The following is a 14,711-nucleotide window of genomic DNA, read 5'->3' on the forward strand; positions in this document are numbered from 1 at the left end:
GCTAATTGGCTCTCACGCGTCTGGTGTCGTACGCCCACATCGCGATCTCGACGCGGTTGCGGGCGCCGAGCTTGGTCATCAACGACGCGACGTGGAACTTGACCGTGCTCAGGCCGACGAAGAGCTCGGTGGCGATCTCGGCGTTGGTCCGGCCCCGTGCCACCAGCGCGAGCACCTCCTCCTCGCGCTCGGTGAGCAGGTCGACGGGCTGGACCGGTACCACCGGCGCCTGGTCGGCGAAGATCGCCAGCAGCCGGCTGGTGACGTTGGGGGCGATCAGCGCGTCCCCGTTGGCCGCCGCGTGGATGGCCTGCACGAGGAGCGCCGGACCGGCGTCTTTGAGCAGGAAGCCGCGGGCGCCGGCGCGGAGGGCGCCGAGGACGTACTCGTCGAGGTCGAAGGTGGTGATCACGACGACCGCCATCGGGTCCGTCACGTCCGCCCCGGCCAGGCGCCGCGTCACCTCGACCCCGTCGAGCCCGGGCATCCGGATGTCGACGAGGAGGACATCCGGACGCAGCCGGGTCGCCAGGTCGAGCGCCGCGAGCCCGTCTGCCGCCTCCCCCACGACCTCGATGTCGGGTTGCGCGCCGAGGATCATCACCAGGGCGGTCCGGACCAGGTCCTGGTCGTCGGCTACGACAACACGGATGCTCATCCCAACGCCTCCACCGGAAGCACGGCCTCGACCACCCAGCCACCCTCGGGCCCCGGCCCCGCGGAGAGCGATCCGCCGAGGAGCTGGGCGCGTTCGGCCATGCCCAGCAGGCCGAACCCTGGCTCCGGGGCCGGCCCCGGCACGGTATGTCCGTCGTCGCTGACACGCAGCCTGACGGCGTCGCCCTCCCGGCGTACGTCGATCCCGACGCGGGTCGCGCTCCGGGCGTGCCGTACGGCGTTGGTCAGCGACTCCTGCGCGAGCCGGTAGAGCGCGGTGTCCACGGGTCGTGCCAGCCGAGTCGACGAACCGTCCAGCGAGACCTCGACGGTGGGCGTCGCGTCGGCGCGCGCCAGAGCGGGCAGGTCCGCCACACCCAGCTGCGGTGAGTAGGCGACGGCTTCCTCCTCCCGCAGCACCCGCACCATGGATCTCATCTCCGCCAGGGTCCGCGACGCTTCGGACTCGATCACGGCCAGGAACTCGGCGGCCTTCTCAGGCTGGATGCCGGCGACCACACCACCGGCCTGCGCCTGCACCGCGATGGCCGAGACGTGATGGGCCACTGTGTCGTGCAGCTCGCGCGCCAGCGCCACCCGCTCCTGGTTGCGGATCTCGCGCTCCTGGCGATGCCAGAGATCCGCGCGGTAGCGGAACACCGCCGCGAGGGCGACGAACAACAGCAAGAAGACGCTCCCGCCGAAAGCGTCGGCCAAGCCCGTGGAGGAGGCGTACATCCCCAGCGCGACGACGCCTGTCACGTACGCCGTCCCCAAGACCATCTCCCGTCCCGAGCCCCACCGCACCAGGGAGTAGAGCAGGATCAGGACGGCCATCGTGGAGTAGAGGCCGAGGTCCCCGGCGTGCGCGGTCAGCTGGAGGACCGAAAGCAGCCCGACGACGCCCCACCCGAACAGGGCGGCCATCAGGGGGTGGCCCCGCCGCCAGAGCAGGGCAGGCACCAGCGCCATGGCGAGCACCGTCACAAGGGGTTGCCAGGCCAAGCCCGGCCGGGCGATGCCCTCGACCAGGGCAGCGGCCGCGACCAGGCCCGCCAGCAGCCAGTCGCGCCGACCGAGGGGTGGGGCGTCAGCAGGCCGCGGCTCACGCCAGATGGAGCGCCGGACAGTGACCACGGCTCCAGCCTAGGGATCGGCGTGCCTCGACGTACCCGCCGAAAGAACAGGAGAGAGACCGTGCCATCGGCCAGGCGAACCCGAGCCTCCGGGCCGAGGCGCCCGCCGCCGGGGTTCCGCGATCGTGGTGCTACCGATCCTCACCACGACAACGGAGCCCATGATGAGAACACGTCAACCCACCACCGCCAGACTGGAAGACCAGCGGATCCCGGTGAGAGCCAAGCTCGCCGCGACGTGGACGAGCTTCGTGTTCCTGTACGCCTACGTGGACATTCTCAACTTCTTCACGCCCGGCGTCATCGACGACATCCTCAACGGCAAGGTCTTCGAGTTCGACCTCTCCCAGACCTTCTCGACCACGGCGCTGACCCTCGTGGCCATCCCGATCCTCATGGTCGCGCTGTCGATGACGCTGCCCGCCCGGGCCAACCGCATCACCAACCTCACCGTCGCCTCGCTCTACGTCCCCGTCACGGCGTTCAACGCGGTGGGCGAGTCCTGGCTGTACTTCTACGGCCTCGGCATCGCACTGGAACTGGTCCTTCTCGCCCTCGTCGTGCGGTATGCCTGGACCTGGCCCCGCACCGCACCGTCGGCGACCGCGGCGACTGGCCCGGACCGTGAGACCGTGTCCGGGACAGCGGGTCGGTGAGACCTCCGGCGCGACGGTGTCGGTTGTGGACGATTCGACGCCCCCTCACCTTCTCCATCCTCCGATCGGAGGATGGAGGGGGTCCACCCCGTTCACGGTGATCCACACCCGCGCGGTCGATCCGGCGCCTTCTCGCGCGCGGCAGGCTTTCGGCATGGCCTTACCCGACGTCGTCCGCACTTCCCGTCCGGCACGCATCTCCTACGTCGACAACCTCCGGACCTTCCTGACGCTCCTGGTGGTCGCGCACCACTGCGCGGCGCCCTACAGCAACCTCGACGTCTGGCCCAACCGGCAAGAGCCCGTCTCGGCGTCCGCGGCGGTGCCGCTGGACCTGCTGCTCGTGGTCAACCAGACGTTCTTCATGGGGTTCTTCTTCCTGCTGTCCGGGTACTTCGCCCCCGGCGCGGTGGACAGGAGGGGGCAGCGCGCGTTCGCGGTCGAGCGGGCGAAACGCCTCGGGATCCCCTTCCTCGCGTTCATCCTGCTGCTGCGCCCGTTCTTCGTCCTCCCGACCTATCTCGACCTGCCGTCCGCGACCAGACCGTCCTTTGTGGTCTACTACTTCACCACCTGGGAGGTCGGGCCCGCGTGGTTCCTCGAGATTCTGCTGATCTTCTCGCTCGTCTACGCCGTGGCACGGCACCTGTGCGGGAGTGCTGAGCGGGCGCGGCCGAAACCGTTGCGGCGACGGGATCTGCTCGGCTTCACGCTCGTCCTCGGCGTGGTCACCTACGGGTGGCGGATCTTCGTCCCTCTCGGGACCTACGAGCCCGTGCTCGGGCTGCCCAGCCCCGCGTACATGCCGCAGTACGTCCTGCTCTTCGTCGCCGGTGTCCTGGCATACCGCCGCCGCTGGTTCGAGGCGCTGCCGCGGCGATCGGGCTGGTTCGGCGTGCTCCTCGTGGTGGGGTCGTTCGTACCGATGGCGCTGGGCGGTTACCGCGGCTTCGTCTCGCCCGACGACCTGGCCGGTCACGACCTCGCCTTTCTGGCTCTCGCGTTGTGGGAGTCGCTGTTCGCGGTCGGCGTCGTCCTGGTCCTGCTCCGCGTGTTCCAACGCTTCGTCGCAGGTGCGTCGCGGTTCAGCGGCTACCTCGCCGACAACGCCTTCGCCGTCTACCTCCTGCACGCGCCGGTCATCGTCGGAACCGTGGAACTGCTTCGGCCGCTCGACGCCGGACCCGTCCTGAAGTTCCTGCTGGCTCTGGTGATCGCCGCGGCCGCGAGCTGGGTGATCTCGGGCGCTCTGCGCCGTGTGCCCGTCGTGCGGGCAGTGGTGTAGTGCGGCCATGCCGGGGCACGGGCGTGCGACCATTGCCGGGGTGAGCGTCGAGGCCGAGTTGCGCGAGGAGTTCGACCGCTGGGAGCGCAAGGAGTCCGCGGTCCTGAAGGTGCTCCCGTACCCGCTGCTGGCGGTCAGCGTCGTGTTCACGCTGCTGCAACCGCTGTGGGACGCACCGGTGCACTTCCCGGCAGTGCTCGGGTTCTCGACCGTGCTCACCGCGTGGGTGGCGTGGTTCCACACGGCCCATCCCGAGTGGCACGACCACGACCGGCTGATGGGCCTGTACTACGCGGGTCTCGTGGCGATCACCGCCTGCCTCGTGCTGCTCACGCCCTGGTTCGGCTTCTTCGCCTTCATCGGCTACGTGCACGCCTTCCAGTACCTGAAGGGCCGGTGGCGCTACGTCGGCGTGGCCGTCACGTCCGCGGTCTCGGCCATCTCCTACGTGGGAGGGGCGGACAGCATCACGGGCGAGGAGTGGTGGAAGTGGCCCGCCGTCAGCGCGGTCACCGCGGTGATCGCCACGGCTGCCTTCTACGCCGACGTGATGTCCGACCGCCGCAACCACCGGCAGAAGCGGGCGCTGATCGAGCTGCACCGGGCCAACACCGAGCTCGAGACCGCGCTGGCGGAGAACGCGGCCCTGCACGCCCAGTTGCTGGTGCAGGCCCGCGAGGCCGGCGTGCTCGACGAGCGGCAGCGGATGGCACGGGAGATCCACGACACGCTCGCCCAGGGCCTGGCCGGCATCCTGACCCAGCTCCAGGCCGCCGAGCAGGCGAACGAACCGGCGGTCTCGCGCCGGCACGTGACGAACGCGATGGACCTGGCCAGGGAGAGCCTGACCGAGGCCCGCCGGACGGTGCACGCCGTGGGGCCGTCCGCGCTGGCGTCCGCCCGCCTGCCGGACGCGATCGGCGACGTGGCGAGGCGCTGGTCCGAGGTGAACCGGGTAGAAGCGGCGCTGACCACGACCGGCGACGCCCGGCCGATGCACACCGACGTCGAGGTGGCGCTGTTGCGAACCGCGCAGGAGGCTCTCGCCAACGTCGCGAAGCACGCCAGAGCCGGTCGGGTCACCCTGACCCTGTCGTACATGGAGGACCTGGTGACGCTCGACGTGCTGGACGACGGGATCGGTTTCCGGCCCGACGCCCAACGCTCCGGCTCCGCGGACGGGGGCTTCGGGCTCGCCGGCATGCGGCAGCGGGTGCATCGTCTCGCAGGACGTCTCGACGTCGAGTCCGAACCGGACGGAGGCACCGCGATCACGGTGACGCTGCCCGCGATCCCCGCCGGGGGTGGGGTGTGATCACGCTGCTGATCGTCGACGACCACCCGGTGGTGCGGGACGGGCTGCGGGGCATGTTCGGTGCCGATCCTCGCTTCGAAGTGGTCGGCGAAGCCGCTGACGGCGCGGAAGCGATCGCGGCAGGCGTTCGCCTTCGCCCCGACGTCATCCTCATGGACCTGCGGATGCCCGGGACCGACGGGGTCGCCGCCATCCGGGAGCTGGCGGAGCGCGGGGTGCCGTCACGGGTGCTGGTGCTCACCACCTACGACACCGACAGCCACGTGCTGCCGGCGATCGAAGCGGGTGCCACCGGCTACCTGCTCAAGGAGGCTCCGAGGGAGGAACTCGTCCGCGCGGTGGAGGCAGCGGCACGAGGGCAGGCGGTGCTCTCCCCCACCGTCGCGACCCGGCTCCTGGGCCAGGTGCGCAAACCGGCTCAGGCACCGTTGTCGCAACGCGAGCTGGAGGTGCTCGAGCTGATCGCCCAGGGCGCGACGAACCGCGAGGCGGGCAAGCGGCTCTTCATCAGCGAGACGACGGTCAAGACGCACCTGCTGCACGTGTACGCGAAGCTGGGCGTCAACGACCGGGCTGCCGCCGTGGCCACCGCGTTCTCCCGTGGCTACCTGACACCGCGGGACTGACAGCCGTACCCGCGCCTCTGGCCTCGCATGGCGGGACGGCGGTTCCGTGCAGATCCCGAACTCCAGCAGCGGAATTCGTGCGTTGCCCGACGACCTCGCCGACACCGGCACAGGCTGTCTTCCTGGATCGTCCCGACCAGGAGGAGGAACACGTGAGGATGTCCCCGATCGCACCCGGTGGCATGTCGGCGGCACAGCGGGAGCTCGACGAGGTCGCGCGCCGGATCATGGGTGAGCACGTGCCGTTCACCACGCAGGACGAGAACGGCGCGCTCATCGGGCCGTTCCCCGTGCTGCTGCGCTTCCCGCACCTCGCCAGGCCGCTGCTCGACTGGTTCACGACCAACGGCGCCGTCCTCCCGCCTCGGGTGCGCGAGGTCGCGATCCTCACCACCGGATCGCGTTACGGGGCGGCGTACGAGCTGTACTCCCACGGCAGGATCGCCTCGGCGATCGGAATGCAGGACACCGTCGTGGCGGCGTTGGTCGCCGGGCAACGGCCTTGCGGTCTGCCGTGGGAGGAGGAGGTGGCGCACGACGTGGCGGCCGCGCTGTACGCGGGCTCACCACTGCCCGGCGCGCTGTACCGCGCCGCGGTGGACTGTTTCGGCGAGGCCGGCACGGCGGAACTCGTGTTCCTGATCGCGCAGTACGCCGGCATTTGCCTCGTGCTCAACGCTTATGACGTACCGCTGCCCGCCGACGCGGACTGAGAGTCGCGCAGCAGAGGGACGGAGCACGTGGACCTTCCCTCCGCGTCGAGGACGCGGCCCAGCAGTTTCACCGTGCGCAGGACCACTGAGCGGTCCTGGACGCGGAGTGCGGGGAGCGCCAGGCTCAGCTCGCGTTCGAGCTCGTGGGTCTCCCCCGCCGACCTGAGCCAGGCGTCGATGATGACGTTGTGCGGGCCTGCCACCAGGCTGCAGGCCCGCACGCCGGGCAGCGTGCGGATCCGCTCCTCGGCCTCGTCGAGGTGACGGGCCTCGATGGAGCAGAAGTAGACCGCCGCCACCACGTGCCCGGCGAGGCGTCGTGAGGTGTCGCAGCGGTAGGTGACGAGTCCCGCCTCCTCCAGCCGCGCCAGCCTGCGCCGCACCGCGACGGGGCCGATGCCCGCGTGGTCGGAGAGCCGTTCGAACGACATCCGCCCGTCGACGTTCAACGCGCGGATGATCAGATGGTCGACGGCTTGCAGCACAGCACCGTCCTGCTGGTTCCTGGTGCGGCCCAGCAGTTTCCGCCGCTGCTGGACGTTCAGCGCCCCTTCACGCCAGCGGCTGGCTTCGAGGGACGCGCGCGTGGCGAGGTGGCTTCGCAGCGACGTGATGCCCGGGACGTTCCCGACGCGGTCGAGCAGGTACGTGGAGAGCGAGTCCAGGTCCGGTGCCTGCGCCAGCACGAGCACGTGCCGCGCCCCCGAGGTCAGCTTCACCGTGGCCGCTTCCACGTCGGCGGCCAGGACGTTCGCCACCTCGACCGCTCGCCCAGGAGCGCAGTCGATCTCCACGAGGGCGCACGACGGCGTCGCGGCACCCGCCGGGTGAGCGGTGACCCAGGCATGCCCCTCGGACTGCATGCGGGACCACCGCCGGCTGATGGTCGCCGGATCGACCTCCAGCACGGGAGCGAGGTCCCGCCAGCTCGCGCGGGGTGCCGACCGCACCGCGTCCACGATGGCGACGTCCAGCTCGTCGAAGTCCGACACACGGCCTCTTTCATGCACAGAACGCGATGCTACCAACAAGAACATGCAGATTTCAGAATTGAAAGTCAGGTAACCATAGCGTTCAGGAGGTGGAAATACGGAGCAAGGCGGCGCTGAGAGTCGCCAACGTCCGGCTCGTCGACGGTGTCGGCCCGACAGCACTGGCCGATGCGGTGCTCGAGGCGGACGCCGACGGCCGGATCACCTACGCGGGCCCGGCGAGCCAGGCCCCCGCGGCACCGCCCGGCATCCGCACCGTCGACGGCCGGGGCGGCACGCTGCTGCCGGGGTTCTTCGACTGCCACGTCCACCTGGGCATGCCCTCCGACCGGTCGATCGTGGACGAGGCGCTGATGACGGACCCCGTGCTGCGCGTGCTGCAGGCGGCCGACCGGATGCGGCGCACTCTCGACGCCGGCATCACCTCGGCGCGTGACCTCGGCGCGTTACCCGCCGGGTTCCGCGACGCCGTCACCGCCGGTCTGCTGCCGGGGCCGCGGCTGCAGGTCTCGGTCGGAATCATCAGCCACACCGGCGGTCACGCCGACAGCACGCTGCCCGGCGGGAAGGACCTGGGCTTCGACTTCTGCCTGCTCGCCGACGACGTGCGCGAGGCGCGCAGGGCGACCCGGCTGATGCTCCGCGCGGGAGCGGACGTCATCAAGATCTGCACGACGGGTGGCATCAGCAGCCCGAGCGACGACCCGGACGACCAGGACCTGCTCGACGAGGAGATCGCCGCCGTCGTCGACGAGGCCCGGCGCCATCGCGACCGCCCCGTGGCCGCGCACGCCCAGGGCAGGGCCGGGATCCTGGCCGCGCTCCGCGGCGGGGTCCGTTCGGTCGAGCACGGCTTCGGCATCGACGACGAGGGGTGCAACCTGCTCGGTGAGCGCGGCGCGTTCCTCGTCCCGACACTGTCCACAATGGTCCAGAAGTTGGATCCGCTGAAGGTTCCGCCGTGGCGGTACGAGAAGAAGCTGCGCTGGCAGGAACGCACCAGGCACAACATCGCCGCCGCGATCGAGCGGAAGGTGAACATCGCCGCGGGCACCGACGCCGGCATCGCCGAGCACGGCCGGAACCTCACCGAACTGGCGTGCCTGGTCGAGCTGGGCATGAGCCCGATGGACGCGATCCGTGCCGCGACGGTCACCGCCGCACGCCTGATGGGCGTGGACGACCGGCTTCGCAAGAACACGCTCCCGGAAGGACTCCATGACTGACATCGCCGACACCCAGATCCTCATCGTCGGGGCCGGACCGACCGGCTTGACGCTGGCGGTCGACCTCGCCCGCCGCGGTGTCGCGCACCGCGTCGTCGAACGGGACTCCGCACCGAACACCGCCACCAGGGCGAAGACGATCCAGCCCCGGTCACTCGAGGTGCTCGACGACCTCGGCGCGATCGACCACGTCCTGAAGCACGGCGTCGCCCGGCTCCCGATGCGGTTCCACGAACCGTCCGGCGCGATCGTGGATCGGCCGTCGATCTCGAAGCGAGCCGACGACGCGTTCCACAGCCCCTACCCCGATCCGCTGTGGGTCGGCCAGTTCGACGTCGAACACGCTCTGCGCCAACGACTCCGCGAGCTCGGCGGCGACGTCGAGTTCGGGGTCGAACTGGTGGCGCTCGCCCAGGACGACGACGCCGTGACAGCCACCCTGCGCACGGCGGACGGGGACCAGGACGTCCGCGCCCGCTTCGTGGTGGCGGCCGACGGCGGGAAGAGCGGCACCCGCAAGCTCGCCGGGCTCCCGCTGGTCGGCGAGACCCGGGAGGAGCAGCGCTGGTACCTCGGCGACGTCACCGTGCCCGGTCTCGACCGCGACCACATCCACATCTGGCCGGCCGAGCGCGGGATGCTCGGCCTCACCCCGCTCGGCGGCGACCTGTGGCAGTTCCAGAGCCCGATCGCCCCCGGCGAGGATCCCGGCACGCCGTCGCTCGAGTTCTACCAGCGGTTGTTCGACGAACGCGCGGGCGAGGGCGCGGTGGTGCTGGACAGCGCGTCCTGGCTGTCGGTGTACCAGGTGAACATCCGCATGGTCGAGAGCTACCGCAACGGACGCGTGCTGCTGGCGGGAGACGCGGCGCACGTGCACTCCGCGGCGGGCGGGCAGGGCATGAACACCGGCATCCAGGACGCGTACAACCTCGGCTGGAAACTCACCAGCGTCCTCGACGGCGCCTTGCCGATCCTGCTGGACACCTACGGCGCCGAACGCGTCCCCGTCGCCCGCACGGTGCTGGAGATGAGCACCGCCAAGATGGACAGGGCGATGGAGCAGGCGGGCCGGGGCGCTGAGAACGGGCTGGGCTCCGCTCTCGCGGCCATCGGTGACGGCGCGCTCAACAGCGGTCTGGGCATCCACTACCGCACCAGCCCGATCGTGTTCCCCGACGGCGAGAAACCGGCGAACGCCCCTTGGGCGGGCGACCGGGCCCCGAACGTCGGCGGGCTCAGCGGCGGGGGCTTCCGCGGCGACCTCTTCGACCTCCTGCGCGGACCGCACTGGTCGTTGATCGCCTACGAGCACACCGATCCGGTCGTCTTCGACAACGCCAAACCGACCCACATGCACGTGCACCGCATCGGTGCGGGCCCGGACAGCGCGATCGTCGACACCGAGGGCGAGTTCCAGCGCGTGTACCGGCCCCTGGCCGGCGAGCTGATCCTCATCAGGACCGACGGGCACGTCATCGCCCGCGTTCCCGCCAGTCGCGAGATGGACGTCATCAACCACCTGGCGCCGTTCCGCTCGGTCGGCAACCAGGTCAGTCCCCGCTAGTGCGCGCACCCGGTCCGGAAACGATGAAGAAGGGCGTCATGCCAAGCACCAGCACGCTGCACACGGCGTGGAACAAGCGGCTCGTCGGCCAGGTGGCCGTCCTGATCCTGGTCAACGTCGTGGTGGACACCGTGATCACGGCACCGCTGATCGTCCTGCCGCAGATGCTCGACCACTTCGGCACCGACCAGCCGGCCTGGCTCAACGCCAGCGCGCTGCTCGCCGGCGCGATGTGGGCTCCCCTGCTCGGGAAGACGGCCGACGTCCACGGCAAGCGCAAGCTGCTCGTGCTGACGCTGGTGCTGGCCGGCGCGGGCGCCCTGGTGTGCATGATCGCGTCGAGCCTGTGGGTGTTCGTGCTCGGCCGGGTGGTCCAGGGAGCGGCCGTGGCGTCGCTCTTCCTCACCGTCGGGATCGTCCGCGACCTCTGCGAGAGCCGTATCGCGATGATCGTCACCGGCATCGTGACCACCGGCAACGCGGTGTTCGGCATCGTGTTCCCGTTCGTGTTCGAGTCGTTGTCGCATGCGTACGGCTACCGGATCGTCTTCATCGTCTCGGGCGTCCTCGCCGCCGCCGGAGCGCTGCTCGTGCGCTTCTTCCTGCCCGAGTCGGTGATCAGGACGCCCGGCCGCATCGACGTCGCCGGAGCGCTCCTGCTCGGCGGCGGGCTGGCCGCGGTGGTCGGGTACATCAGCCTCGGCGCGGAGTTCGGCTGGATCAGCCCGGCGCTCCTGCTGCTGCTCGCCGGCGCGGCGGCGCTCGCCGGCTGGTACGTGACGGCCCGCCGCGTGCCGGAGCCGATCGTCGACATCGGCAATCTCGGCAGGCCGCTGGTGCTCACGCTTCTCGTGGTCGTGCTGGGAACCGGCGCGTACCAGAGCATGCTCCAGCTGTTCAGCCTTCTCGCCGACGTCTCACCCGACCAGGGACTCGGCTACGGGCTGGCCGCGGAGGGCGCCCTCGGGTTGCTGTACGGGGTGCCGGCGATCGGGATCGTGCTCGGCGGCACGCTCGCAGGGGCGCTCGCGACTCGGGTGGGCCCCGCCGTGACGCTGATGGGCGGGGTCGCGCTCGGGCTGGTCGCGACCCTCGGGCTGTTCGCCGGGGTGTCCACGCTCGCGCTGGCGGTGGTCTGCTCGTTCATGCTCAGCCTGACCGCGGGGACGCTCGTGACGTCCGGGTTCAACATGGCGGCGGTGCTGGCACCCCCGCACCGGCAGGGCGTCGTGTCGAGCCTCGTCATGGTGATGATCGCGATCGGGTCGGTGGTGCTGAACTTCGCAGGCGCCGCTGTGCTGAAGTCCACCAGCGTGCGGGTGGACGGATCGACGGAGAACTCGGCCGCGGGCGTGTTCGGCTACATCGGACTCGGCACCGGGGCGTTCGTGGCCGCGGGTGTGCTGGCTCTTCTGCTCGTGCGCACAGTGCGCCGCACTTCCCCGAGCACCGCCGTGGGCGTGGCGTGATGGACCTCGGACTGCGGGGCCGCACCGCCCTGGTCACCGGGTCGACGTCCGGGCTGGGACTCGCGATCGCACGGGTCCTCAGCCGGGAGCACGCCAACGTCGTGATCACCGGTCGCCGGGCCGCGCTCGCCGAGCAGCGCGCGGCGGAACTGACCGGCGCGATCGGTGTCGGGCTCGACCTGGTGGAGCCCGCCACCACCGCCGCTGCCGTCACGCGCGCCGCCGGCACCTTCGGCGCGATCGACGTGCTGGTGCTCAACGCCGGTGGTCCACCGCCGGGACCGGCGGCAGAACTGACCGGGATGAGCATGGCCGAGTCCGCGAACGTTCTGCTGCTGGCCCAGATCGACCTGGTGTCGGCGGTGCTGCCCGGCATGCGCGAGCGAGGCTGGGGACGAGTGCTGGCGATCGGGTCCAGCGGCGTGCAGCAGCCCATCCCCGGCCTGGTGCGGTCCAACGTGGCCCGCGCGGGACTCGCCGCCTACCTCAAGACCCTCGCGGCAGAGGTCGCCGCGGACGGGGTCACGGTGAACATGCTGCTGCCGGGCCGGATCGACACCGGCCGCGTCGCCGCGCTGGACGCCGACCAGGCCGCTCGCCGCGGACTTCCCGCGGAGTCGGTGCGGGCCAGGTCCGAGGAGCTCATCCCGGCGGGCCGCTACGGCCGGCCGGAGGAGTTCGCGGACATGGCCGCGTTCCTGTGCGGTGACCGCGCCTCGTACACCACCGGTGCGCAGATCCGCGTCGACGGCGGACTGATCTCCGGTTGCTGAAAGGAGAATTCATGCGGATCGCGACGATCGCCGAGGGAACAGCGCGGCGTCCGGTGCTAGTCGACGCCGAACGGGGAGTTATCCCTGCGGACGTGGCACTTCCGGGGTTCTCCGGTGACGCCATGGCCCTGCTCGACCCCTTCACCTGGCAGACGGCCCTCACGGCCGCGGCGCAGACCGACGACGCGTTGTTCCTCCCTGCCAACGAGGTCACCTTCGTGGCGCCGTACCTGTCCCCGCGCAAGATCTGGGGCATCGGGTTGAACTACGTCGACCACGCCGGCGACCTGGCCGAGTCGGTGCCGGACGAACCCGCGTCGTTCATCAAGGGAGATCACACGATCATCGGTCCGGGCGAGCCGATCGTGCTGCCCCACCAGAGCACGCGGGTGACCGCGGAGGCCGAGCTCGGCCTGGTGATCGGGCGGTACTGCCGCACCGTGCCGGAGTCCGAGGCACTCGACCACCTGTGGGGAGTCGTGCCGATCCTCGACCAGACCGCGGAGGACGTCCTGCGGCGCAACCCGCGGTTCCTCACCAGGGCCAAGAACTTCCCCACGTTCTTCTCCTTCGGCCCGCACCTGGTCCCGCTCGACGAGATCCCGTTCCCGTTGGCGCAGATCGAGGTGCAGACCGTCCACAACGGATCGGTGCACCGCCACAACACCGTGTCGCACATGACGTTCTCGCCGGAGTTCCTGGTGAGCTTTCACAGCCAGGTCATGCCGTTGTTCCCCGGCGACATCATCTCCACGGGCACTCCCGGCGCGGTGGTCGTCGCCGGCGGCGACGTCGTGGAGTGCCGCATCCCCGGCATCGGCTCGCTGAGCAATCCCGTCGTCGCCGAAGGAGAGCTGTGATGACACGCGTCGCGGGAGTGGTTCCGAACGGCCCGGCCCCCGGCTGCCCCTACTCGGCGAGCGCGCGAATCGGGCGCCACGTCGCGGTCGCCGGACAGTGCGGCTACCTGCCGGACCGGTCACCGGCACAGGGCGTGACCGAGCAGACCCGGCTCGCCCTGCGGAACCTGGCCGCCGCGCTGCGGGCCGTCGGCGCCAGTGCGGACGACGTGATCGCGGTGCAGGCGTTCCTCACCGACACCGACGACTTCGACGAGTTCAACGCGGTGTACGCGGAGTTCTTCGCCGAGCCGTACCCGGCCAGGACCACCGTCTGCTGCGGACTCCGGCCGGGTGTGCTGGTCGAGGTCAGCGCGTGGGCGGTGACCGGTGAGCCGTGATCCGGTGACCTTGGACGACGTCCGCTCCGCCGCCGGCCGACTGCGCGGTGTCGCCCACCGCACGCCCGTCCTGCGGTCCCGCACCCTCGACAGGGCCGTCGGCACCGAGGTGTTCCTGAAATGCGAGAACTTCCAGCGCACAGGCTCGTTCAAGGTGCGTGGCGCGTACAACGCCGCGTCGCGCCTGCGGGTTGCGAAAGGCCTCACGACCTACTCCTCCGGCAACCACGCCCAAGCCGTCGCGCTCACGGCCCGCGAACTCGGTACCACCGCCGTGATCCTCATGCCCGCGGACGCCCCGAAGTCCAAAATGGACGCGGCATTGGGCTACGGCGCGGAGATCATCACCTACGACCGCTACACCGACGACCGCGAGGCACTCGGGGCCGTCCTGGCCGCCGAACGAGACCTGACCTTCGTCCCGCCCTACGACCACGAGCACGTAATCGCCGGACAGGGAACCTCCGCACTCGAACTGCTCGAGGACACCGGACCTCTGGGCGCGCTGGTGGTCCCGGTCGGCGGCGGCGGGCTGATCGCGGGCAGTGCCACCGCCGCGACCTCCCTGCACCGCGGAATCCGGGTGATCGGCGTCGAACCCGAGGCCGGGGACGACACCCGGCGCTCTCTCGAAGCCGGACACCGGATCTCCGTCCCCGTGCCCCACACGATCGCCGACGGCCAGGCCGCGACCATCCCGGGTGAGCTGACCTTCGCGATCAACCAGCGCCTGGTCGAGACCATCGTCCTAGTGACCGACGACGAAATCCGCGAGGCGATGCACTTCGCCCTGACACGACTGAAGATCGTCGTCGAACCCAGCGGCGCCACCGGGTTGGCGGCCCTGCTGTGCGGACGCGTACGACCCACGCCGCGCCGGATCGGCGTGATCGTCTCAGGCGGCAACCTGGACCTCTGACGACTGATCACCGAGGATCCATGACGATGGACCGGGTCCGCCCAGGCGACGGTCGTCCGACACACCAAAGCCTTGCTCAGCAGCCCCGCTCACGGCCTTTCAGCGCGTGGATCGCGTCTCGGGCGAGGTGCTTCATC

The 14,711-nt window shown here is 70.5% G+C and carries 15 protein-coding genes; 12 read left to right on the forward strand and 3 right to left on the reverse strand.

What is annotated here, in order from left to right; all coding sequences use genetic code 11:
• Window position 1: 1 nt before the first annotated feature.
• Both OG205_RS10805 and OG205_RS10810 read right to left on the reverse strand, forming a co-directional pair.
• A complete protein-coding gene (locus tag OG205_RS10805) occupies window positions 2–658 on the reverse strand; it encodes a response regulator transcription factor (RefSeq protein ID WP_330276060.1) in 657 nt (218 codons plus the stop codon).
• On the reverse strand, window positions 655–1,794 hold the full coding sequence (locus tag OG205_RS10810; protein ID WP_330276061.1) for a sensor histidine kinase: 1,140 nt from the start codon (window positions 1,792–1,794) through the stop codon (window positions 655–657). The genes OG205_RS10805 and OG205_RS10810 overlap by 4 nt, the downstream gene beginning before the upstream one ends.
• Window positions 1,795–1,957: 163 nt before the next feature.
• On the opposite strand from OG205_RS10810, the gene OG205_RS10815 reads away from it, so the two are divergent.
• From OG205_RS10815 to OG205_RS10835, 5 genes are all read left to right on the forward strand, one after another.
• Window positions 1,958–2,449 (forward strand): DUF6326 family protein, encoded by a 492-nt coding sequence (locus OG205_RS10815; protein WP_330276062.1) that lies wholly within the window; start codon window positions 1,958–1,960, stop codon window positions 2,447–2,449.
• A gap of 154 nt (window positions 2,450–2,603) precedes the next feature.
• The gene (locus OG205_RS10820; protein ID WP_330276063.1) at window positions 2,604–3,734 is read left to right on the forward strand and encodes an acyltransferase family protein; all 1,131 of its coding nucleotides are present in this window, start codon (window positions 2,604–2,606) and stop codon (window positions 3,732–3,734) included.
• A gap of 40 nt (window positions 3,735–3,774) precedes the next feature.
• A complete protein-coding gene (locus OG205_RS10825) occupies window positions 3,775–5,049 on the forward strand; it encodes a sensor histidine kinase (RefSeq protein WP_330276064.1) in 1,275 nt (424 codons plus the stop codon).
• Window positions 5,046–5,675 carry a response regulator transcription factor gene (locus tag OG205_RS10830; RefSeq protein WP_330276065.1) on the forward strand — a complete coding sequence of 210 codons (630 nt, stop codon included), beginning with the start codon at window positions 5,046–5,048 and terminating at the stop codon, window positions 5,673–5,675. Before OG205_RS10825 ends, OG205_RS10830 begins: the two co-directional genes overlap by 4 nt.
• A 152-nt stretch (window positions 5,676–5,827) precedes the next feature.
• The gene (locus tag OG205_RS10835) at window positions 5,828–6,388 is read left to right on the forward strand and encodes a carboxymuconolactone decarboxylase family protein (RefSeq protein WP_330276066.1); all 561 of its coding nucleotides are present in this window, start codon (window positions 5,828–5,830) and stop codon (window positions 6,386–6,388) included.
• Here OG205_RS10835 and OG205_RS10840 read toward each other — a convergent pair.
• Complete coding sequence (locus OG205_RS10840) at window positions 6,355–7,380, reverse strand: Lrp/AsnC family transcriptional regulator (protein ID WP_330276067.1); 1,026 nt, start codon at window positions 7,378–7,380, stop codon at window positions 6,355–6,357. The two genes, OG205_RS10835 and OG205_RS10840, sit on opposite strands and share 34 nt — an antisense overlap.
• A gap of 89 nt (window positions 7,381–7,469) precedes the next feature.
• Here OG205_RS10840 and OG205_RS10845 point away from each other — a divergent pair, with 89 nt between their 5' ends.
• From OG205_RS10845 to OG205_RS10875, 7 genes are read left to right on the forward strand one after another with little or no spacing between them, the layout of a single operon-like run.
• Entirely contained in the window at window positions 7,470–8,606 is a 1,137-nt protein-coding gene (locus tag OG205_RS10845; RefSeq protein ID WP_330276068.1) for a metal-dependent hydrolase family protein, read from the forward strand.
• Window positions 8,599–10,173, forward strand: coding sequence for an FAD-dependent monooxygenase (locus OG205_RS10850; RefSeq protein ID WP_330276069.1), 1,575 nt, complete (start codon window positions 8,599–8,601; stop codon window positions 10,171–10,173). The genes OG205_RS10845 and OG205_RS10850 overlap by 8 nt, the downstream gene beginning before the upstream one ends.
• A gap of 38 nt (window positions 10,174–10,211) precedes the next feature.
• Window positions 10,212–11,642: an MFS transporter gene (locus OG205_RS10855; protein ID WP_330276070.1), complete on the forward strand. Its 1,431-nt coding sequence runs from the start codon at window positions 10,212–10,214 to the stop codon at window positions 11,640–11,642.
• A complete protein-coding gene (locus OG205_RS10860) occupies window positions 11,642–12,415 on the forward strand; it encodes an SDR family oxidoreductase (RefSeq protein WP_330276071.1) in 774 nt (257 codons plus the stop codon). Before OG205_RS10855 ends, OG205_RS10860 begins: the two co-directional genes overlap by 1 nt.
• An 11-nt stretch (window positions 12,416–12,426) precedes the next feature.
• The gene (locus OG205_RS10865) at window positions 12,427–13,275 is read left to right on the forward strand and encodes a fumarylacetoacetate hydrolase family protein (RefSeq protein WP_330276072.1); all 849 of its coding nucleotides are present in this window, start codon (window positions 12,427–12,429) and stop codon (window positions 13,273–13,275) included.
• The gene (locus tag OG205_RS10870; RefSeq protein WP_330276073.1) at window positions 13,275–13,655 is read left to right on the forward strand and encodes a RidA family protein; all 381 of its coding nucleotides are present in this window, start codon (window positions 13,275–13,277) and stop codon (window positions 13,653–13,655) included. Before OG205_RS10865 ends, OG205_RS10870 begins: the two co-directional genes overlap by 1 nt.
• Window positions 13,645–14,574, forward strand: coding sequence for a pyridoxal-phosphate dependent enzyme (locus OG205_RS10875; RefSeq protein ID WP_330276074.1), 930 nt, complete (start codon window positions 13,645–13,647; stop codon window positions 14,572–14,574). The genes OG205_RS10870 and OG205_RS10875 overlap by 11 nt, the downstream gene beginning before the upstream one ends.
• Window positions 14,575–14,711: the final 137 nt, after the last annotated feature.

The organism is Lentzea sp. NBC_00516 (assembly GCF_036346835.1).
GTDB lineage: Bacteria > Actinomycetota > Actinomycetes > Mycobacteriales > Pseudonocardiaceae > Lentzea > Lentzea sokolovensis.